Consider the following 20,081-nt stretch of genomic DNA (forward strand, 5'->3'; position numbering starts at 1 on the left):
AGGGACGAAAACCGCCACCTTGACTCCAGGCACACGACTTCAGCCCAATAGCATCTATATGGCAGTCATCAAAGGAACCGTGAAAGATCTGGCAGGAAATGCCATGGGTGCTGACTATATTTGGACGTTCCAAACCGGGGCAGAGTAGGTCAGCAAAATATTTTAGGCAAGCACCGGCGTTCCAGATAGTCGCAGCAAAATCTCAAATTGTGTGGGTGAACAGGGGCCGTGGCACTCAGGGCTAACTTGTTGTTCCTCCTTTTCTCAAGCCCACCGCGGTCATGGACAAACGTTCCGGGCACGATTGATCGGTGCACCTCACATCCAAATTAGCCCGGCTATGCTAAGTTAGCCGCATGTCGGGTAGGAGCGATCATACATTTACTGCGACAGAGGACAGATACCGAGCATTGCTCGAGGTGTCGAGCGCAATTGCTGCCCAGTCGAACGTAGATGCCATTCTTCGCAGCCTTCGAGCTTTGCTTTCTTCAGTTGTTGCTTTCAATTCCATCACTCTCTTATTGCTAGAACCTGACAAGCGGCACGTACGTGTTTTGGCATTCGACAAAACTCCGGGAAGTCCGGAGATCGAGGTCGGAACAACGGTTGCTTTTGCTGAAACGGCTGTCGAAAAGGTAATCGACGATCAAGAGGCTATATACATCCCGAATGTCGCTGAAGAGATAGAGAAAGTTCCGGAACTGGCATCACGGCATGCCAGCACTTCAGATTCTGTCTACGCATTTCCAATATCGGTTTCAGAGAAAAAGCTTGGCGCATTATTGTTTGCCCGGGGTAATCACAAGGAGTTCAAGACCGAAGAAGTTGAACTAATGAGGTCGGTGGCTGCACACGTTGCAGTTGCACTTGATTGTGCCTTGGCAAACGACGCCGCGATCCTTTATCAGGGGCAACTGTCGCAAGAAAGGGATCGGTTCAAGCTTCTCCTTGAGATCAATAATTACGTTGCCTCTCATTTAGAGATCAAGGACCTGTTTCGATCCACGTCTGCAGCTCTTATCCGGTATTTTGCGCATGATTTCACAGGATTCTGGTTAATCGACAAAAAGTCCAAGAAATTGGAATGTGCTTTTCTGGAATTCCCGGGGCGAGCGAGTTTTCTTGAGGATCTTCCTACCACGGAGATCACAGAAGAATCGCTGGAGAAAATGCGTGCGCGAACACCAGAACTTTGGTCTGCGGCAGATATAGAGAAGATCCCGAATCCGGGTCGCGACCGGTTGAAAGCAGAATCGATCGTGTCCCTCGCTGTCGCACCATTAGTTACATCGGGTGGCCCGCTCGGAGTGATTACACTTGGCAGTAGAAAGGCGAACAGCTTCGGGCAAAGAGACCTTGATCTCTTGTCGCAAATAAGCGGACAGCTTTCTCTAGCAGTTGACAACGCCTTGGCTTACGGACGACTTTCCGCGTCGAAGGCCCAATTGGAGCAAGAGAAACTCTATCTCGAATCGGAAATACGCTCTGAGTACAACTTTGAAGATATCGTGGGGAAGAGCGCCGCTCTGCAAAGAGTCCTTGAGCAGATTGCGATTGTTGCTCCCACCGATTCAACTGTATTGCTTCACGGCGAAACCGGCACCGGCAAAGAACTTATCGCACGCGCGATACACAGCTTAAGTCCGCGCAGAGACCGAACTTTCGTAAGACTGAACTGTGCGGCGATTCCGTCCGGTCTTGTCGAAAGTGAACTGTTTGGCCATGAGAAAGGCGCGTTCACGGGCGCGCTGATGCAAAAGCGTGGACGGTTTGAACTCGCGGATCACGGAACGCTGTTTCTAGACGAGATCGGCGATATCAATCTTGAGTTGCAGCCGAAGTTACTGCGAGCTTTGCAGGAACAAGAATTTGAACGGCTCGGAAGCACAAGGACAATTCATGTTGATGTCCGATTGATCGCTGCAACCCATCGTGACCTTCTCGAGATGATAGCCAATGGGCAGTTTCGGGAAGATCTTTTCTACAGGCTGAATGTATTCCCCGTCGAAATACCTCCGCTCCGAGAGAGACGTGAAGATATTCCATTACTGGTGCACTATTTTGTCGCGCGGCTCTCCGCAAGAATGCGTAAGCGTATCAAGTCCATCCCGAAGCAGGCGATGGATGCGCTAGTGAGCGCTCCGTGGCCTGGGAACATCCGCGAACTGGAGAATCTCATGGAGCGCGCTGTTATTCTTACGCAGGGTGAGGAATTGGTTGTTCCTGTTCGGGAACTGAAAAGATCCTCAGCGGCCAACGTCTCTTCTTATACAGGAGCGACCTTTTACGACGCCGAGCGTCACGCCATCATAGAGGCTTTGAAGGCGACATCAGGCAGAGTATCGGGCCCGGATGGTGCGGCCGAGCGCTTGGGACTGAAGCGCACAACACTACAGAACAAGATGAGACGACTCAAAATTACCAGGTCCGATTATTAGTCAGAATGAATCCTGTTCTATCTTCATTAGCTACCTAGATTACGCTGTATTCCCCTCCTGCTCTCATATCGCTGAGAGCGCTTGCACCCTCCTCAAATGCCCGCATTCCGGCATTGACCTCAAATGGGCAGACCTGCGGTAGATACCCTTCGCGACATCTCGTAAATTCAACGACTTACAGCCGAAACTACGTGGCATGGGAAGTGCACTCTTGAGAGACGAGTGAACCACGGAGGTTCAATCGATGCTCAAGGTTGAGTTCCATGAAGCTGGCGGTGTGCTCACGCTACACATGGAGGGCAGATTCGTCGCGAAATTTGCAGAAGATGCCCGTGATCTGATTCTCCATTGCAAGGTTCCTTCGGGGCTCATTGTGGATCTATCGGACGTGAGCTTCGTGGATGCTGTCGGCGAGGACGTGTTGAGGTGGTTCGGCCGAATCGGGGCTTTGTTCCTAGCAGACACTGCGTATTCCGTTGATGTTTGCGAACGATTGGATCTACCAGTGACAAAGCGATTCAGACAACACTCTTGGGTGATGTGATCGTTCGTACCCTCCCCCAAAGCAGCGCCCGGGCCGAATGGTTCGGGCGCGCTGAGCAGGCACTGCATGTTTTGGCCAAGATCGAAAACTCGTAAGAAATCCAAGGATGCTCGGTTCGCCGATGCGGAGGAGATGCAAACGGCGTTTGCTCAACAGCACAAGGCCCTGTACTGGATCGCTCTTGCCATTACTGCTGACGAAGAACTTGCAACTGCATCCATCGTGGATGCGGCGAGCCTTGCCGAGTCGAACAATTGCGTTTTTCACGACTGGTTGAACCATTGGGCTCAGGTGGCAACGGCCCGTGTCGCTGTGGAGAAATGCCAGCGGCAAATCAGTTTGGCGGAGCGAGAGTATGGGCAACTGGCATGCTCGGAGTACAGGCAGGATAGCCTCTCCGACGAGCAGATTACAGCTCTTCAGGCGCTGAATCTGCGCCAACTCCATTACGATCTGGACGCATTGGCCAGATCGGCCCTGATACTTCGTGGCTGTCTACGCGTTTCGATCTACGAATGCACCCTCGTCTTGAAGGTCCCTCTTCGATCTGTGTTGAGTGCGTACAACAAGGCAATGCAGTGGTACGACGACACCGCCCAGCAGTTACAGCTTGAAGCACAGCAACACCTTAATGCCACTGATTCAATTTCATTCGGATCAAGTCAAACCGATCTCGATCCTTTATTCCGTCGAAAGGACCAACCTCATGTTGTTCCACAAAAATAACTTCATACGCTATTCATCATTACTTTCACTTCTCGTCCTGCTCGCAATCATAGGAACAACCGGTTGCAGCAAAAAGTCCCAGGCCACACCGGCTGCGGGGCCTATGGAAGTTGCGGTTGTAAATGTCACTCCAGAGCGTTTAGGGCTGACGACCGAGTTGCCAGGCCGTACAGCGGCCTTTCTAGTAGCCGAGATTCGTCCGCAGGTAAATGGGCTCGTTAAGGAAAGGTTGTTCCAGGAAGGCAGCAGCGTAAAAGCCGGTGACCTTCTGTACCAGATCGACCCAGCTCCATACAAAGCTGCGTACGAGCAGGTAAAAGCGGGGCTCGCAACAGCCGAAGCTGAACTCGCCACCGCGGAGGCAAATCTGCCTGCGATCAGGTTGCGCGAACAAAGATTGAAGGGGCTTGCGTCCGTTCATGCCGTCGGGCAGCAGGATTACGACGATGCGAGTGCGGCACTGCGGCAGGCCGAGGCGACTGTCGAGGCACGCAAAGCAGCAGTCGCTATGAGCCGAGCTGCAGTTGAAAGCGCTCGCATCAACCTCGCTTACACGCCGATCCGTTCTCCTATCTCAGGCCGCATCGGTATTTCGAATGTGACGGTCGGTGCTATGGCGACCGCTTACCAACCTACCCCGTTTGCGGTTGTTCAGAAGCTAGATCCGATCTACGTCGATGTCGTTCAATCGAATGCCGACCTGCTCCGCCTAAGGGAGAAGCTCGAAAGCGGCCGCCTTAAACGCAATGGTGCAGTTCAAGCCAAAGTGAAACTTATCCTGGAAGACGGCACAGAGTATCCGCATTTGGGCAAGCTGCAATTTAGGGACGTAACGGTCGATCCGACAACGAGCTCCGTTACGCTGCGGCTCATTTTCCCCAATCCCCATCAGACTCTTCTTCCTGGCATGTTCGTTCGAGCAATTGTGCAAGAGGGAGAGGACCAGCAAGCATTAATGATTCCGCAACAGGCAGTAACGCGCGACGCAAAGGGCACACCCGTCGTGTGGTTGGTGAACAAGGATAATAAGCTCGAGCAGCGTTTTCTTGAACTCGATCGCGCGATCGGCGACAAGTGGCTAGTGAGCACCGGACTAGCTGCGGGTGACCGGGTGGTGATGGAAGGATCTCAGAAAGTTCCCCCTGGATCTTCCGTCCGTGCAGTCGCATTCGATAGTCCGACCAAAACCGCTGACCCAAGTGCGGTGGAAGGGGGCAAGTAATGCTGTCCCGCTTCTTCCTAAACAGGCCTGTTTTTGCCTGGGTGATCGCGATCGCGATGATGGTAGGAGGTGGATTGGCGATCTACAATCTGCCGATTTCGCAGTATCCACCGATCGCACCTCCTTCGATATCAATTACAGCTACTTATCCCGGCGCCTCCGCAAAGACGGTTGAGGATAGTGTGGTCCAGATCATCGAGCAGAAGATGACCGGACTTGACCGCATGCTCTATATGTCCGCGACCAGTGACTCGTCTGGCCAGGGTGCAATTACGCTTACATTTTCACCCGGAACCGATCCAGACCTCGCATGGTCAAAGGTGCAAAACAAACTGCAATTGGCGATGCCCATGCTTCCGGAGGTCGTGCAGCGTCAGGGCGTTGTCGTGAGCAAATCCACTCGCAACTATCTGATGTTAGTGGGGCTCGTATCAGAGAATCCGAACGTTGGTCAGAATGACCTAAGTGACTACGGGATTTCGCAGATTCAGCCATCGCTGGCTCGCGTACCGGGTGTCGGAGAGGTGGAAGCTTTCGGATCGCAGTATGCGATGCGGATCTGGCTGAATCCCGACAAACTCACGCAATTCAACATGACCTCGGATGACGTAGTCGCAGCCGTTCGAGCTTACAACGTCGAAGTCTCCGCCGGGCAGTTCGGGGGAATGCCAGCCGTACCCGGCCAGCGCTTGAATGCTTCCATCGTCGTGCAGTCGCTGTTGAAGACTCCGGAAGAGTTCGGGGCTATCCCCATTCGAAACAATCCAGACGGCTCGATCGTGCGCGTGCGCGATATTGGACGAACTGAGCTGGGTACAGAGTTTGATATGGCCCGCCTGAAGTTTAATGGCAAGCCGGCTGCCATACTTGCCGTAAGACAGGAAGCGGGCGCGAACGCTCTGGACACCGCTGACGGCGTAAAGGCCAAGATGCAGGAGTTGTCGCGGTACTTTCCTGCAGGAATGAAGGTTGTCTACCCGTACGACACGACACCGTTTGTGAGAGTCGCCATCGGCGAAGTGGTGAAGACCCTGATTGAAGCCATCATCCTGGTCTTCCTCATCATGTACCTGTTCCTCGGCAACATGCGAGCTACTCTAGTGCCCACGATCGCGGTTCCAGTCGTCATTCTGGGCACATTTGGGGTTCTCGGGCTTCTGGGATTCTCGATCAACATGCTCACCATGTTCGCCATGGTGCTGGCCATCGGATTGTTGGTGGATGACGCTATCGTCGTCGTTGAGAACGTAGAACGAGTGATGAGTGAAGAAGGCTTGTCACCGCTGGAAGCGACCCGTAAGTCCATGGACGAGATCACGGGAGCGTTGGTGGGGATAGGACTCGTTCTGTCTGCCGTGTTCGCACCTATGATCTTCTTTCCGGGTTCCACCGGCGTTATCTACCGTCAGTTTTCTGCGACTGTGATCGCTTCCATGCTGCTGTCGGTGCTGGTCGCGTTGATCTTGACGCCGGTCCTCTGTGCTTCTCTTTTAAAGCCAGTTGAAAAAGGACACGAAGCCGCCGAGAGCGGATCTCGGTTTCTACGCCCATTTTTCCTTTGGTTTGATCGGGCGTTTTACTGGATAAGAAGCAAATACACATCTCTGGTCGGTCACATTCTCGCTTCAAAAACTCCTTATGTCCTCGCCTTCGTCTTGATTGTTGCCGCACTTGGCTTTCTGTTTCACCGAATGCCTACCGCCTATTTGCCGGACGAAGATCAAGGCGTGTTGATGGTGGCTGTCCAACTTCCAGCCGGCTCCACGGTTGAGCAAACTGAGGAGGTCATGACAAAGGTTCGGAAGCACATGCTCGAAGATCAGAAGGAAGCTGTGGCCTCCTGCATGACCGTGTCAGGGGTGAGTTTTTCTGGGCATGGCCAGAACCAGGGTATGGCATTCGTCATGTTGCGTGATTGGGAACTGCGCAATCGCGAGGATCTTCGCGTAAAGGCCGTTGCAGCGAAGGCCACCAGGGCGTTTGCGGGTCTGCGAAATGCAATGGTTTTTGCTGTTCCGCCTCCCCCTGTGACGGAGCTCGGCATGTCCACTGGTTTCGACTTCATGCTTCAGGATCGAGGTGGTCTTGGACACGAGAAGCTGATGCAAGCCCGCGGTCAGTTACTGATGACGGCATCCAAGGATCCCAGGCTGATACGGACTCGCCCCAATGGCTTAGATGATGTACCCGAATATCACACGGATATAGATCAGGGGAAGGCCGGAACCTTGGGTGTTCCTATCAATGCAGTCCACAGCACTATTTCAGCCAATTTTGGTAGTGCCTACGTCAATGATTTCATCCAGGGTGGGCGCGTTAAACGCGTCTACGTGCAGGCAGATGCGCCTTACAGGATGCTCCCGAATGACCTCTCGCGTCTTTACGTGCGGAACAACAAGGGCGGAATCCTGCCCGCATCCTCACTGATCTCGGAACATTGGATTTATGCCTCGCCCCGCCTGGAGCGGTACAACAGTTTCCCGTCACTTCAATTCCTGGGCGAACCAGCTCCAGGGAAGAGTTCGGGCGAGGCCATGAGAGCCATGGAAGAGGCTGCTTCTAAGCTCCCCCAAGGCATTGGCTTTGAGTGGACAGGACTCTCTTACCAGGAACGTATGGCCCAGGCCCAAACGACTCTACTGTACTCGTTCTCGATTCTTGTCATCTTCCTTGTTTTGGCGGCTCTATATGAAAGTTGGTCGGTGCCAATCTCGATCTTGCTGGCGCTGCCACTGGGAGTGATTGGCGGTGTAGTCGCCTCAACCTCTCGGGGATTGCCGAATGATGTGTATTTTCAAATTGGTCTACTTACAGTTCTCGGTCTCACGACGAAGAACGCGATTCTGATTGTTCAGTTCGCAAAGATCAGACTGGAACAAGGGGCTGGGTTGATCGAAGCTACTCTGGAAGCTGCGAAGCTGCGGCTCCGTCCTATCGTGATGACCTCATTGGCATTTGGCTTCGGCGTTCTTCCGTTGGCAATTGCGACTGGAGCTGGCGCTGGTGCCCAGAAGGCCATTGGAACAAGCGTCCTCGGTGGCATGATCACGGCCACCTTTCTCGCAATTTTCTTTATCCCATTGTTCTACGTCATGGTTGTTCAAATATTCCAAAAGACCCGCAGGAATCAGCAGGTCCATTCCCATGCGACTCCAGCTGTGGAGGAGCAATAACATGAAACGAACGCTATTAGTTATTCCATTGATCGCGTGTCTCACCGGCTGTCTTCAACCGAAGTACAGCCGGCCTGCACTGCCCGTTCCTCCGACATGGTCTGAGAGCACCGCGCAGGTGAAGCTTTCTCCAGCCGCACCTCAGGCTGCAGACATAAAGTGGAATGAGTTCTTCACTGATAAGCAAATGCAATCTGTGATCGAGCTCGCGCTGAAGAACAACCGTGATTTAAGAATTGCTGCCCTGAATGTCGAGAAAGTCCAAGCGCAGTATCGTATTCGGCGTGCGGAGCAGTTTCCGACGCTTGACGCCACAGCCACCGCGGACATTTACCGCGTACCGGCGAAGTTGTCCACAACCGGCCAGGCATACACTTACGAGCAATTTAACGTAGGCGGCGTGGCTGCATGGGAACTTGATTTCTTTGGCCGTATTCGAAGCCTGAAGCACGCTGCACTCGAACAATACCTGGCCACCGATGAAGCTCGCAATGCTGTGCAGATCTCGCTCGTCGCAGCAGTGGCCAACACTTATCTGGTGCTCGCAGCAGACAGGGAAAACCTACGGCTAGCCCAAACTACCGTTGATGTGCAGGAGAAATCGTATGAATTGATTAAGAAATCACGGGATGCCGGCATTGGCAACGATCTCGACCTGAGCCAGTCGCAGAGTCAGGTAGAGGCTGCTCGAGTCGATATTGCACGATACCGCGGGTTGGTCGCAACAGACGAGAATCAACTGAACCTGCTGGTCGGAATGACCGTCCCAGCCAATCTGCTGCCGAATGAACTTGGTGCCGATTCTTCACTGAAAGAAGTCTCGGCGGGATTGCCCTCCGATGTACTCCTGCGGCGCCCAGACATACTATCTGCTGAACATCAGCTCAAAACGGCGTATGCCAACATCGGTGCTGCCCGATCCAACTTCTTTCCAAGAATTGCTCTCACGGCCGGCTCAGGCCTCATGAGTGGTGATCTCTCGAAGTTGTTCAAGGGTGACTCTCAAACCTGGAGCTTCGCGCCTCAAATAGTAATGCCGATCTTCGACGCGGGTGCGCGGCGAGCAAGTTTGAAAGGCACCAAAGTGGAGCGAGACATAGCGGTGGCGGAGTACGAGAAGTCAATCCAGTCGGCGTTCAAAGAGGTCAGCGACTCACTTTCGCTTCGCTCCACACTGTTTGATCAGCAGAACGCACAAGAAAGGTTAGTAAACGCGTTGGAGCTTTCGTATCACTTGGCGGAGGCTCGCTACAACGCAGGTATCGACAGTTACTTGAGTGTACTCGTAGCGCAACAGTCCTTTTATCGGGCGCAGCAAGGACTAGTCTCGGTGCGTATGGGACGCATGACGAACCTCGTTACCTTGTACAAGGTCCTTGGAGGAGGGGCATAACGTTCTGGGAACACTTGATCGGTTTGGCGATCTTGTATTCTCCGGGCGCCTGTGGAGCGAGTTGCGATCGACGGAGTCGCAACTCCGCCGGTGCCCGTTTATGCAAATTGGGCTCTTGGCTCAGATTGTCTCTAACGTAAGGTAGGTGGAGGGAAGATGCTTACAGGGGAGGATCAAGTTGTAAGAGTGCAATTGAAATCTATTTTGGTGGCGATGGATTTTTCAGCAGTTTCGGAAAAGGCCTTGCGCCATGCCGTTGTAGTTGCTCGCCATTATGGGTCGAAGCTTTACCTGATGCACGTCGTATCGTCTTTAGGGTTTACAATGGCTGGCCCCGATTCCGTTACCTCAGCATCGGAGTTAGCCTGGAGAGATTTAAGAACGCTCGAGCGACGGCTCGAGTCAACTGGAGCCGTCGCCGGGCTGGACCATCAGGCCATCATCAGGGACGGTGAGATCTGGGAACAGATCGATGATGTAGTCCGAGAGAAGCACATAGAGATGATTGTTGTGGGCACTCACAGCCGTGCTGGCATCGCGAAGTTCGTCTTGGGATCAGCCGCAGAACAGATCTTCCGGCGTGCATCTTGTCCAGTTCTCACTGTTGGACCGTGCTGCCCAACAAAGCCACAACTGGATGCGCCAGAACTGATCCGCCCGGTCCTGTTTCCAACCGACTTTAGCGACGAGTCATTACAGGCCCTGCCTCATGCCGTTTCCTTTGCAAATGAGCAGAAGACTCGGTTGGTCCTGCTTCACATCTTATCTCCTGTGCCCGAAACCCTCGATAATCGCTGGTACACAGCGGAGGATGTCATTCAGATCAGAAAGCAGGCCAGGCAAGATTGCCTCGATCGACTGCGCGGACTCGTGGCGAATTTCGGACTGGCCGTTGATCCAATCTGCATGGCAGAGTTTGGGTACGGAGATCGAGCGGATGTGATCATTCGCGCAGCTGCGGAACTGGGCGTCGAAGGAATCATTATGGGACTAAAGCGGAAGAAACATATCGATACAATCGCACATCTGCCGTGGTCGACCGCTTACAAAGTAGTTTGTGGCGCCTGCAGTGCCGTGCTGACGGTTAGAGCACGATGACGTTTCGTTGCGCATGAATAGCTGAGGCCGCCGTTATCGGCGGCCCCAAGCAAAGAAGGTGGTCGAGCTTAGCACTTCGTCATCGGAACGTTTTGGGCAAGAACCCGTTGCGCAGGCGCCCTTAATCTCCCCATCCGAGTTCCTTGAATTGCTTTGTGCTTTGCGATTTCCTAAAGGGCAGAAGCATTGGCACCCGCCGGCGATATTCTTCGTATTCACCGTGTATTCGCAGAAGGTCCCGTTCTTCGAACTGAATGGCAACAAGGATGTAACCGGTTGTTGCAATTGCGAACACAAGATGTGTAACGGTCATCAGCGGTGCCGACCAGAATACGAGCAACCAACCGACGTACAGCGGATGGCGAACGACCCGATAGAACGCTGGGATTCGGAATTTCAGAGGTGTATAGGCGTGGCCTCGAAGGTTCAGCCAGACCTGTCGCAGTCCAAATAAGTCGAAATGGTTGATCAGGAAGGTCGCGACTAGCACGATGAGCCACCCCAGTGCATACAGGGCCAATAGCATCATGCGACCGGAAGCATTCTGAACATCCCAAATGACGCCGCCAATCGGCTGCCATTTCCAAAACAACAGGAGCAATGCAGCACTGGAGAAGAGCACATACGTACTCCGCTCCACGGAACTCGGAACTAAGCGGGTCCACGCCGCCTTGAACCACTGTCGCGCCATGATGCTGTGCTGCAAAGCAAATAGCGTAAGCAAAGCCAGGTCGATGGCTAGAGCGACGGGCAACGCGACCAGCGGGCCTGAATCAATCGATTTCGGTACAGCGACGTTCCCTATGAAGCCAATCGCATAGAGGAAGGTCGCCAGGAACACGAGGTAACAAAATACCCCATATGCAAACGCGGTGATTCTACCGAACATGTTTTTCCTCACTTCAATTGCGCTGCACTCCGGCAGCGATTCTGGGCACTAGCAGGAGATTCCAAGACGCAAGTGCTTAGTATTCTTGCCGGCCGCCACCTGGAAGACATGTTTGTCTCAACAGAGAGTTCAGCGGCGATGAAGCGAATGCCAGACTTACAGCGCGCCTGGCATTCGCGAAACGAAAACGTCGCCTAGTTTGTTTGCAGGCGTGCTGACAGCGTGTAGTAACCGAGTTCGATTGTGTCATTGAGTGAATACACGCCACCTCCACAAACCGTGATTACGTTGAGCCCTTTTGCAAGTTTGTAATCACCCGGCATGAACACCCATTGGAATGTAGTTGTGGTACGGCTCCAGACTTCCGGCTCATAGGCAGGTATCGTCGATGGACCGTTGAAAACACACGGGCCGTCATTCAGTCGCGCGCCGACATAGAACGGTGCGTTTGCACGGTAGTCCATGCTGAACGTGACGACAATCGGCACATTCCTCACTGGCTCATTGATCGTGACCGAAGCTTCCCAGCTCTTGCAGCACATACCTTTGTGCGTTTCGCCAGGGTAGGAACGGCGCATCACCGGATTTTCCGAGTCATCGGCAAGCGCTACAACGGAACTTGCCACGAGCATGCAGGCAAGGATTCCGATAATTGGAAGGGTGTATTTGGCGATTTTCAATAACTGTTTCACTTTCTGTTTTCTCCTCATTTGACTTGTGATCATTGGCCCGTACCCGTACACACCGCGGTCCGTTTACGGCGAAAGGAGCGCCAGTGCGATGGGGGTGACTCGTATGCGCGCGCTATCGCGCGCGGAAGAAGTAATAATCGGCTGTGTAGGGCACGAGTTTCTGCTTGCCCACATCGGTCGCTGTAGAACAACCCTCTGAGGGCGCCACACCACCGGTCGTGTTAAGCCGTTGAACGTAAGTGGTAGGCGTCATGAGACCGCCGCCCGACGGACCTTGCTGCGAACCAATGGATTGCAGCAGCAAACACGGAATTGAGCCTGCATTCGAACAGCTCGGGTCCGATCCGGCGGGAATGGAAGCCAGGGCTTTGGCCCATACCATGCTGCTGTCGAACGAGCTTTGCCACGTCGGGCTGCCGAATGGCAGCGGGTTCGGTGCATTCTCGTTGGGGCTCGTGTCTGGACTCAGGAAGTGCGTCATTACTTGGACGTTACGTCCCAAGATTTTTACGAACAGTGTCGCTTCCGGTCGGCTAGCATTGACGGTCCAAGACGCACCGGTGCTCGTTGGCAAGCACACGTATCCCTGGGTGCCGACAGCGGCACCTAGGGCGTACAACACGTTTCCTGCCGGAGGAGTAATCGTGGCAGGGGTTTGCGGCGCGGTCAGACTCTGCGCGTTTGCCGGAACGGCCCCAAACACGGCCGATGCCAGAACGAGAGCGGTGGCGATCGCACCTTGGATCGCACAGCCCGTCCGGGGTGTGAACTTTAACTTCAACATCGTCTTCTCCATTTCTGAATGTGTAAGTTCGCGGAGAGAGGACCGGGACTATGAACCCCACAACGCTCTGGACTTGGCTTTCGGTTAAGCACAAGCAGGAGCGAGCATCCTCACCCACAAAGTGCTCCGATCCTGCGTCCGGAACATTCGCAGATCAATAGCGGGAGTCGCAAATGGTCATTGATTCGTATGTTCCCGTATACTGCTGACAATAAAGCACATGCAGGCCTTCTACAGGCCGATGTAGAATGCCTCGTCACCCGGAAAGAAGAATGAGTAGGGGAACCATCAATAACGCTGGGCCGTTCCGGTTCGGGGAAAGCTTCGAACTGGATATCGAGCGGCACGAATTGCGCCGATATGGCCAGCTTGTCCGGCTGGAACGAATCCCCCTCGACATCCTTATTCTTCTGGCCGAGAAACGCGGCGAGGTTGTTTCGCGGGAAGAGATGGTTGCAAGTGTCTGGGGCGCAGGCACTTACCTCGATACTGACAATGCGATCAACGGGGCAATCCGCAAAATCCGGCAGGTCCTGAAGGACAATCCAGAGGAACCTAAGTACATTCAGACCATTCCGAACAAAGGGTATCGGTTTATTGCGGAAATCCAGCCGAGGGTAACAACCGTTGAGCCGAAACCCGAGGGTCCTCAGGAAATTCAGCCCAACAAGGTTCGCTCCAAGTGGGTGCCATTCGCGGCAGCAGCGGTTTTGGTGGTGGTCGCCATGGCCGCATATTTTGCTACGTCGCGGTCCGCCCGTCGTCCGGAGATCTCAGACCGCAAGTACATGTTGGCGGTACTGCCTTTTGAGAATCTAACCGGGGATCCTAATCAGGATTACTTCACTGACGGACTGACGGAAGAGATGATTAGCCATTTGGGAAATCTGGACCCCGAACATCTCGGGGTGATCGCTCGTACGTCTGTCATGCAGTACAAGAATAATAGGGATGGACTAAGCCGCGTGGGGCAGGAACTCGGCGTAGATTACGTGCTCGAAGGAAGTGTGCGCCGCGAATCGGGGAAGGTTCGAATCACGGCACAATTGATCCTCATGAAGGATCAAACGCACATCTGGGCCCGGCAGTATGACAGAGCACTAACGAACATCCTTGAACTCGAAAATGAGCTTGCGAACGAGGTAGCGCAGGAGATTACGCTGACCTTGATAAAGAAAAGAGACGCCAATTCGCGAGCGCCAAGGACTATGAGTCCGAGAGAGTATGCGGCATACGACGCGTACCTCCGCGGCCGATACTTCTGGAACAGGAGAACGGTCGAAGGATTTCAGCAGGCCATCCAGGCTTTTGAGGAGGCCGTCGAAAAGGATCCCGATTACGCACTTGCTTACGTCGGCCTCGCGGATACTTACGCACTGCTCAGCGCATTCGATATCGCTCCGAAGAGTGAAAGTATGCCGAAGGCTCGTGAGGCAGCGGCCAAAGCGCTTGCACTCGACGACAAGCTTGCGGAAGCCCATGCTTCGATGGCACTGATAGTCCAGAACTACGATTGGGATTGGCCGAAGGCCGAAGCAGAATATAAGAGAGCGATTGAGCTCGATCCAAACTACGCTACGGCACATCACTGGTACGCCGAGTTCTTGACGCTCCAGAGTAGGTTCTCCGAGGCCCTGGATGAGATTGAACGCGCTCGGCTGTTGGATCCCCGTTCTCTTATCATCTCTTCAGACCGAGGCGCCATTCTTTATAGCGCTCGTCGGTACCGTGAGGCTATCCAGCAATTCCGCGAAGTCCTTCAAATGGAGCCTAATTTTCGGAGAGCTCGCATCATCGTGTTTGCCTATGCGGCAGAGGGCTTGACACAGGATGCCTTGCGAGAAGCGGCCGAATCACAAAAGGTTGAAGACGGGCCCTTCACCTGGGCGTTGCAGGCATACGCACATGGACGAGCAGGTCAAAAGAGCGAAGCAAAGCGTTTCCTGCACAAACTGGAAGAAGAAAGATCCAGGCGATACGTCAACAGCTCCAGGCTCATAACTGCCAATTTAGGTGTCGGGGATTACGAGCAGGCGCTGAAATGGTGTGAACAGGGCCTTTCGGAACGAGCGACGGTCATACCTTGGCTCAGAGTAGATCCCCTCTACGACCCACTTCGATCAGACCCAAGATTCCACGCTCTGCTCGCGAAGGCCGGGCTGGAGTAAGTCTGTCTGTGCCACCGATCCTTTCGCATCCATCGTGCTAACTGCGCGGATGTAACTGGATGCTGAGCAGCCTCTCGTTCATTGTTAAACTTGGTGTATGAGCGTACATCGTTTTCTCTCATTTGTTTTCATACTTTTGATAGCTTCTGCCATTCCCATTACGGCAGAGACATGCCAGCCTGAATTTCCGTTCAAGAATGGGTGGCTGGGCAGCGACGCAGCATATTCCATTCCGCTTAATGACGGTAGATCGGTCTGGATCTTCGGAGACACCCTGTATGGAGACAAACGCATTGTCGTAGAGAACGAGCCGCGAATGGTCAGAAATGCGATAGGAATCTCGACCTGCAAGGGTGGCAAGTGGGATATCGAATACGTGATGCGGAAGAATTCATCTGGGCAACTGATCGACTTTTTCCAAGCCAAAAGTCCGTACTGGTATTGGGCGCTGGATGGTTTTGTAAAGGGCGAGCAACTCTGGGTGACATTGTTATGTCTTCGCAGTGTGCCGAACTCCGGTTCTTTCACCCTGGGCTTCGCCACCTGCGGAACGGACCTAGCGCGCGTAACCGGTCTCGAGCAAGACCCTCAAAAGTGGGAAGTGAAGATTTACCCGCTAGTCAGCGACGGTGTTCATGCGTATCCGTCGGCGACCGCCGTGGTTGACGGCGACTTTGTGTACATCTTCGCTCTTTACGAGAAGGGCTCGCGGCCCATGGTTCTGAGCCGGATTCCGCTCAGCGGCTTGGATAAGGATCCTAAGGCCAGCATGCAATATCTCGCTAAGGATGGAACTTGGAGGGCAGGATTCGAACCGGCCAAGGCGAGGCACGTGATGGACAAAGGCAATACGGAGATGACGGTGCGGTATCACCAAGGAAGGAAGCAGTGGTTGGCCGTGATGAACGATCCTCAGCTTGAAACTGGCAATATCCTCCTGCGAACTGCGCCCAAGTTGACCGGCCCGTGGAGTGATGGACAGGTGATCTATACGATTCCGGAAATGCAGAAATCACATCCAAGCTGGGACAAGGACAATTTCTGCTATGCAGGGAAGGAACATCCCGAATTACGCGAAGGCAATACCATCCTGATTACGTATGCCTGCAACACACGAGCGGTGAAGAAACTCGAAACCATGCCGCACATCTATTTCCCGAAAGTCGTCCGCCTCGAATTACCGAAATAAGCAAATGTTGGAGCCGATCAGGCCTTTGTGCGAACAAAGGCCTTGATCGTGCCGCATTCTTTGCCGACGGACGGACCGTGCGGTTTTATTGTGTATTCCCCGACTGATGCAGGGATGATAAAGGTTTCGGCGTAGTGCACAACGAACGGCTCGAACGTGCCAGTAGAGCTTTCGACAACGGCCTCAGCACCTTCCACCAAATTCAGAACGTTTACGCCGCCGCCGGTATGGTGTGGCGCAGAAGCCGTGAACCAGTGGCGCCGGGTTTCGATGAACTCGCGCTCGTGAAGTCCGGTGCGTTCTTCGCGCCAGCCGCTGCCCTCCGCAATTGGCGAAATGCGATTCACCAGGTTACGGCTAACCCAGTCTGTGGTGCGATCCCACTGGATGTTCGCCGCTCCGTGTTTCAGGTGAATCGGTCGCGGACGGCCGTCGAGACCAAGCCGACCCCAATCCCACAACTTAAAAGTGAAAATGTATGGTGTTGCACTAATCTCGAGCACCATACTGTTCGTAGCGGAACAATGAACAGTACCGGCGGGAATCAAGAAGTGATCGTGTTTCTTCGCGGGAAACTTATTGATGAACTTATCGGCGTCGAACGGCGCGCCGCCTTCCTGCGCAGCTTCGAGTTCGGCAATCATCTGGACCGAATCGATTTGCTCCCTCAACCCCAGGTACACGCATCCGTCGGAGCCAGCATCGAGCAGGTAATAGCTTTCATCCTGCGTATAATTCATCCCGAACTTGTCCTGGATGTACTCGGTCAGCGGGTGAACCTGAAGGGAAAGATTTCCGCCCCCCATGGTATCCAGGAAATCGAAGCGAATTGGGAATTCTGTTCCGAAACGCGCGTGAACAGGGTCACCCAGAAGTTCCCGTGGATGTGAAAAGACAACATTGATGGACGGGACCTCGACACGATGATCGCCAAACCCGAGCAGAAGCGAGTTTTCCTCCGGCACGCAATCGAAACACCAGGCGTGATTCGGCTTATCTTTGGGAAGTCCGCAGACTTCTTCCATCCAATGACCACCCCACGGACCGGGGTCAAAATACGGAACGACTCGGAATGGGCGGTGCGCAGTTCGCCGCAGTCCGTCGCGATGAGCCTCGCCGCTAATCAGCTTAGGCGCATTGGGATCATTGGTATCGAGCAGGTAATTGTGCGCGGGCAGCAGTTTCTTCTTCAATCGGTCCGCAGCACGCCAATCGACGAAGAAGGTGCGCTTGTATTGAAGCGACGGACGGTCTTTGCGATTCTTGGCTGCCAGTCCATCGATCAAGTGATGGCGTTGGCGGCGCTGAATCTCCCACCGCGCCATATCGGTATAGATTAGTACGTCGTACTCCGCAGCGACGAGAGCCGCTGCCGTACCGATCACAACAATCACACCAGACTTCTGGTTCTCGATCGCACAACGCGCTTCCCGGACCTTGGCACCGTCGAGGAAGTCTTCCAGAGAGAGGCCGTTCATGCGTCCGAAGACAGGATCGTCTCCCAGGTAGTGATCAACAATGGGCGCCATCTCTTCGGGTGTGCGATATGCCTGTTCGGCCCGAATCAGGAGACTGGGCTGTAACACGCGCGTGAGTGCAGTGGCAATCTCATCGACGAATGCACCGGGATAGCATTCGACGCAAACGACCACGCGCGGATGCCACAGTTCGGGGCGGAGCCTTTCGGCAATTGCGGTCCACCCAACAGAGCAATCTGATGAACGAGAGCTAACCTGAACGTAAGGGAACTTGTCGTACATCAGGCGACTCCGACGGCATGACCTTCGCTGAGCAGAGGTATTGCTCCGAGAAGACCGGCATTGTTGCCCAATTGAGCCGCGTGGACCTGAACTTTGCCCCAAGGAGTCCATGCGTGTTCGTTTACATACGCCTGGATGGCAGGCAGAATTACATCCGCACTTCGCATAACACCACCACCGTAGACGACCACTTCAGGATCGAATGCATGAATGGCGGCAACGGTATTGGCAGACCAAACACGTATGCAGCGATCCCGGACGGCAAGAGCAACGGAGTCGCCGGCTTTCGCCAGGCGGAACACACATTCGAAGTTGAGGCTCGGCTCCTTCGAGAGTTGGCTCGATTCGAAGCCGGGAGTTTCACGGCAGACAAAGGGCAACGACCATCCGGCAGCCTCGGCTTCTGCGCAACCGATAGCACCACAAGTGCATTTGCGTCCGTTGAACAGAGCAGGGAAGTGGCCGCCTAAACATCCGGCCTGGTGGTGCTTTCCGCGCAGAAGGCGACCCTCAATCATGGCCGCTCCGCCGATGCCGGTTCCGAGGGTGAACATAACGACGTTGTCAAAACCTTGTGCGCCGCCTGCATACCATTCGCCGAGCAGGGCCATGCGGGCATCATTTTCGATGCGAAAGTTCAAACCGAACTCACGCTGGGACCACGCGCAGAAGTCGATGGCCGTGGCGTCATCGTATTTCTGGTTCGTCGAAGTGACACGAGTTTCTTTTGTGTTAACCATGCCGCAGAAACTGAGAGCAACACCGGCGAACTGCGAAAGCGGCATATCGGTCTGCTTGGCGAGTTTGCGTAGCGTATCGGCAAATTGCGGCAGTACGGAACCCAGGCCGCGGCCAGAATCGCTGTCTACTACTTCGGACGCGACGATCTGCTTATCCTGGATGACGGCACACGTCGCGTGCGTGCCGCCGAGATCAATGCTAAGAGCCTTCATGAATACTCCTGAACCTATTTTCCACTAAACCATGCGGCTCGCCTTGGCGAGCACGAACACCGCAAGCACAAGAACCGCAACACCCGCGATCTGGATACGAAGGGGCGTTTTCCCCGTTCCTTTCCACTCGCCAGTGAGAATTCCCAGAAGGCTCGCGGTGATCACAATCAAGGACATGAACAAAGGCCAACCCAGTACTGCACCGAGTTCACCCAGCTTGCCCGTCGAGATGCCATACAAAAGGGTGCTGCCAAACCAGAATGCAGCCATGATAAATGCGAGACCCCAGTACGAGCCGGTTCCTTGTTCGCTGAACCGTTTCCCGGTGTTGTTCTTTCGCATCAGGTAAACACAATAAAAAATATTGGGGATTGAGCCAGCCATCATGAGCGGTAGCCAGATAGCATTAATCGCCCACACCGGCTTGGTGCCGGAATTGGCAGCGGCATCGATGATGGGGCCACCGAATGCCACGCCGAAGTTCATGAAGGATGCGCAGATGCCGCTGGTGATCGCGATGGCTAGTCCTCTTGCAAAAGACGGTTTCCCGGCCGTGGCAGCATCCTTGGCTTGGGCATGTTCGCGACGTCGTCCCGCAACGGCACAAATCGCGACACCAACAACCACGAGCACCACTCCGGTGATGATCGTGAATCCAGCGGAGCTTAGAAGTTTCTCGGGATGAAGTCGAATAAACGGAATGAGGCTGCCAAGAGCTGCCGACAAACCAAGAACGATTGAGAACGACAATGCGATGCCGATTGCATCAATGGCAAGACCGAACAGAACCTGAGCGATACCCCATCCGGCGCCAAAAGCGGCGACAGTAGCGACAATTCCGTAGCCGACCTTTCCGTAAACTCCGCCTACATCGGAAACCGTACTGAAAGCGATAATTGGCGGCAGAAGTATCAGCGAGTAGATGCTCCAGACGAACCAGGTATTCTCCCAAGCCCAGCGGCGGGTGAACTTCATTGGCAGGCTGAAGCTGGCATTAGTCACACCAGCAACAAGCAAAATCAGAAGACCGATTGTGCTTTCGTTCAAAAGAC

The 20,081-nt window shown here is 54.0% G+C and carries 14 protein-coding genes; 8 read left to right on the plus strand and 6 right to left on the minus strand.

Annotation, left to right across the window (positions count from 1 at the left end; genetic code table 11):
• The first annotated feature begins 356 nt into the window (after positions 1 to 356).
• From VN577_12805 to VN577_12830, 6 genes are all read left to right on the plus strand, one after another.
• Positions 357 to 2,438: a sigma 54-interacting transcriptional regulator gene (locus tag VN577_12805; GenBank protein HWR15700.1), complete on the plus strand. Its 2,082-nt coding sequence runs from the start codon at positions 357 to 359 to the stop codon at positions 2,436 to 2,438.
• Positions 2,439 to 3,048: 610 nt separating this feature from the next.
• Positions 3,049 to 3,708 (plus strand): hypothetical protein, encoded by a 660-nt coding sequence (locus tag VN577_12810; GenBank protein ID HWR15701.1) that lies wholly within the window; start codon positions 3,049 to 3,051, stop codon positions 3,706 to 3,708.
• A 103-nt stretch (positions 3,709 to 3,811) separates the two neighbouring features.
• Positions 3,812 to 4,930, plus strand: coding sequence for an efflux RND transporter periplasmic adaptor subunit (locus VN577_12815; GenBank protein HWR15702.1), 1,119 nt, complete (start codon positions 3,812 to 3,814; stop codon positions 4,928 to 4,930).
• Positions 4,930 to 8,103 carry an efflux RND transporter permease subunit gene (locus VN577_12820; protein HWR15703.1) on the plus strand — a complete coding sequence of 1,058 codons (3,174 nt, stop codon included), beginning with the start codon at positions 4,930 to 4,932 and terminating at the stop codon, positions 8,101 to 8,103. Before VN577_12815 ends, VN577_12820 begins: the two co-directional genes overlap by 1 nt.
• A gap of 1 nt (position 8,104) precedes the next feature.
• Positions 8,105 to 9,496, plus strand: a complete 1,392-nt coding sequence (locus VN577_12825) for an efflux transporter outer membrane subunit (protein ID HWR15704.1) — start codon at positions 8,105 to 8,107, stop codon at positions 9,494 to 9,496.
• Positions 9,497 to 9,688: 192 nt separating this feature from the next.
• Positions 9,689 to 10,594, plus strand: coding sequence for a universal stress protein (locus tag VN577_12830; protein HWR15705.1), 906 nt, complete (start codon positions 9,689 to 9,691; stop codon positions 10,592 to 10,594).
• Between the two features lie 121 nt (positions 10,595 to 10,715).
• On the opposite strand, the gene VN577_12835 is transcribed toward VN577_12830, so the two are convergent.
• The 3 genes from VN577_12835 to VN577_12845 form a co-directional block, all read right to left on the minus strand.
• Positions 10,716 to 11,483 carry an isoprenylcysteine carboxylmethyltransferase family protein gene (locus VN577_12835; protein HWR15706.1) on the minus strand — a complete coding sequence of 256 codons (768 nt, stop codon included), beginning with the start codon at positions 11,481 to 11,483 and terminating at the stop codon, positions 10,716 to 10,718.
• 194 nt (positions 11,484 to 11,677) lie between these two features.
• Positions 11,678 to 12,175, minus strand: coding sequence for a hypothetical protein (locus VN577_12840; protein HWR15707.1), 498 nt, complete (start codon positions 12,173 to 12,175; stop codon positions 11,678 to 11,680).
• A 112-nt stretch (positions 12,176 to 12,287) separates the two neighbouring features.
• Complete coding sequence (locus VN577_12845; GenBank protein HWR15708.1) at positions 12,288 to 12,959, minus strand: DUF3455 domain-containing protein; 672 nt, start codon at positions 12,957 to 12,959, stop codon at positions 12,288 to 12,290.
• Between the two features lie 272 nt (positions 12,960 to 13,231).
• Between VN577_12845 and VN577_12850 the strand changes: the two genes are divergently transcribed.
• Together VN577_12850 and VN577_12855 are read left to right on the plus strand one after the other, a co-directional pair.
• Positions 13,232 to 15,127, plus strand: coding sequence for a winged helix-turn-helix domain-containing protein (locus VN577_12850; protein HWR15709.1), 1,896 nt, complete (start codon positions 13,232 to 13,234; stop codon positions 15,125 to 15,127).
• Between the two features lie 97 nt (positions 15,128 to 15,224).
• Positions 15,225 to 16,316: a DUF4185 domain-containing protein gene (locus tag VN577_12855; protein HWR15710.1), complete on the plus strand. Its 1,092-nt coding sequence runs from the start codon at positions 15,225 to 15,227 to the stop codon at positions 16,314 to 16,316.
• Positions 16,317 to 16,333: 17 nt separating this feature from the next.
• On the opposite strand, the gene VN577_12860 is transcribed toward VN577_12855, so the two are convergent.
• The 3 genes from VN577_12860 to VN577_12870 are packed head-to-tail and all read right to left on the minus strand — an operon-like array spanning position 16,334 to position 20,076.
• On the minus strand, positions 16,334 to 18,076 hold the full coding sequence (locus tag VN577_12860) for a class I mannose-6-phosphate isomerase (GenBank protein ID HWR15711.1): 1,743 nt from the start codon (positions 18,074 to 18,076) through the stop codon (positions 16,334 to 16,336).
• Positions 18,076 to 19,029 (minus strand): ROK family protein, encoded by a 954-nt coding sequence (locus tag VN577_12865; protein ID HWR15712.1) that lies wholly within the window; start codon positions 19,027 to 19,029, stop codon positions 18,076 to 18,078. The genes VN577_12860 and VN577_12865 overlap by 1 nt, the downstream gene beginning before the upstream one ends.
• A 24-nt stretch (positions 19,030 to 19,053) precedes the next feature.
• Positions 19,054 to 20,076 (minus strand): L-rhamnose/proton symporter RhaT, encoded by a 1,023-nt coding sequence (locus tag VN577_12870; GenBank protein HWR15713.1) that lies wholly within the window; start codon positions 20,074 to 20,076, stop codon positions 19,054 to 19,056.
• Between the last annotated feature and the right edge of the window lie 5 nt (positions 20,077 to 20,081).

Source organism: Terriglobales bacterium (assembly GCA_035561515.1).
Taxonomy (GTDB): Bacteria; Acidobacteriota; Terriglobia; order Terriglobales; family Acidobacteriaceae; genus DATMXP01.

What these genes read in the sequence shown, in the direction of transcription:
- VN577_12820 (HWR15703.1), top strand. Translation starts at nt 4,930, where the DNA reads ATGCTGTCCCGCTTCTTCCTAAACAGGCCTGTTTTTGCCTGGGTGATC.
- VN577_12845 (HWR15708.1), bottom strand. Translation starts at nt 12,959, where the DNA reads ATGTTGAAGTTAAAGTTCACACCCCGGACGGGCTGTGCGATCCAAGGT.
- VN577_12805 (HWR15700.1), top strand. Translation starts at nt 357, where the DNA reads ATGTCGGGTAGGAGCGATCATACATTTACTGCGACAGAGGACAGATAC.
- VN577_12850 (HWR15709.1), top strand. Translation starts at nt 13,232, where the DNA reads ATGAGTAGGGGAACCATCAATAACGCTGGGCCGTTCCGGTTCGGGGAA.
- VN577_12835 (HWR15706.1), bottom strand. Translation starts at nt 11,483, where the DNA reads ATGTTCGGTAGAATCACCGCGTTTGCATATGGGGTATTTTGTTACCTC.
- VN577_12855 (HWR15710.1), top strand. Translation starts at nt 15,225, where the DNA reads ATGAGCGTACATCGTTTTCTCTCATTTGTTTTCATACTTTTGATAGCT.
- VN577_12815 (HWR15702.1), top strand. Translation starts at nt 3,812, where the DNA reads ATGGAAGTTGCGGTTGTAAATGTCACTCCAGAGCGTTTAGGGCTGACG.
- VN577_12825 (HWR15704.1), top strand. Translation starts at nt 8,105, where the DNA reads ATGAAACGAACGCTATTAGTTATTCCATTGATCGCGTGTCTCACCGGC.
- VN577_12810 (HWR15701.1), top strand. Translation starts at nt 3,049, where the DNA reads ATGTTTTGGCCAAGATCGAAAACTCGTAAGAAATCCAAGGATGCTCGG.
- VN577_12865 (HWR15712.1), bottom strand. Translation starts at nt 19,029, where the DNA reads ATGAAGGCTCTTAGCATTGATCTCGGCGGCACGCACGCGACGTGTGCC.
- VN577_12860 (HWR15711.1), bottom strand. Translation starts at nt 18,076, where the DNA reads ATGTACGACAAGTTCCCTTACGTTCAGGTTAGCTCTCGTTCATCAGAT.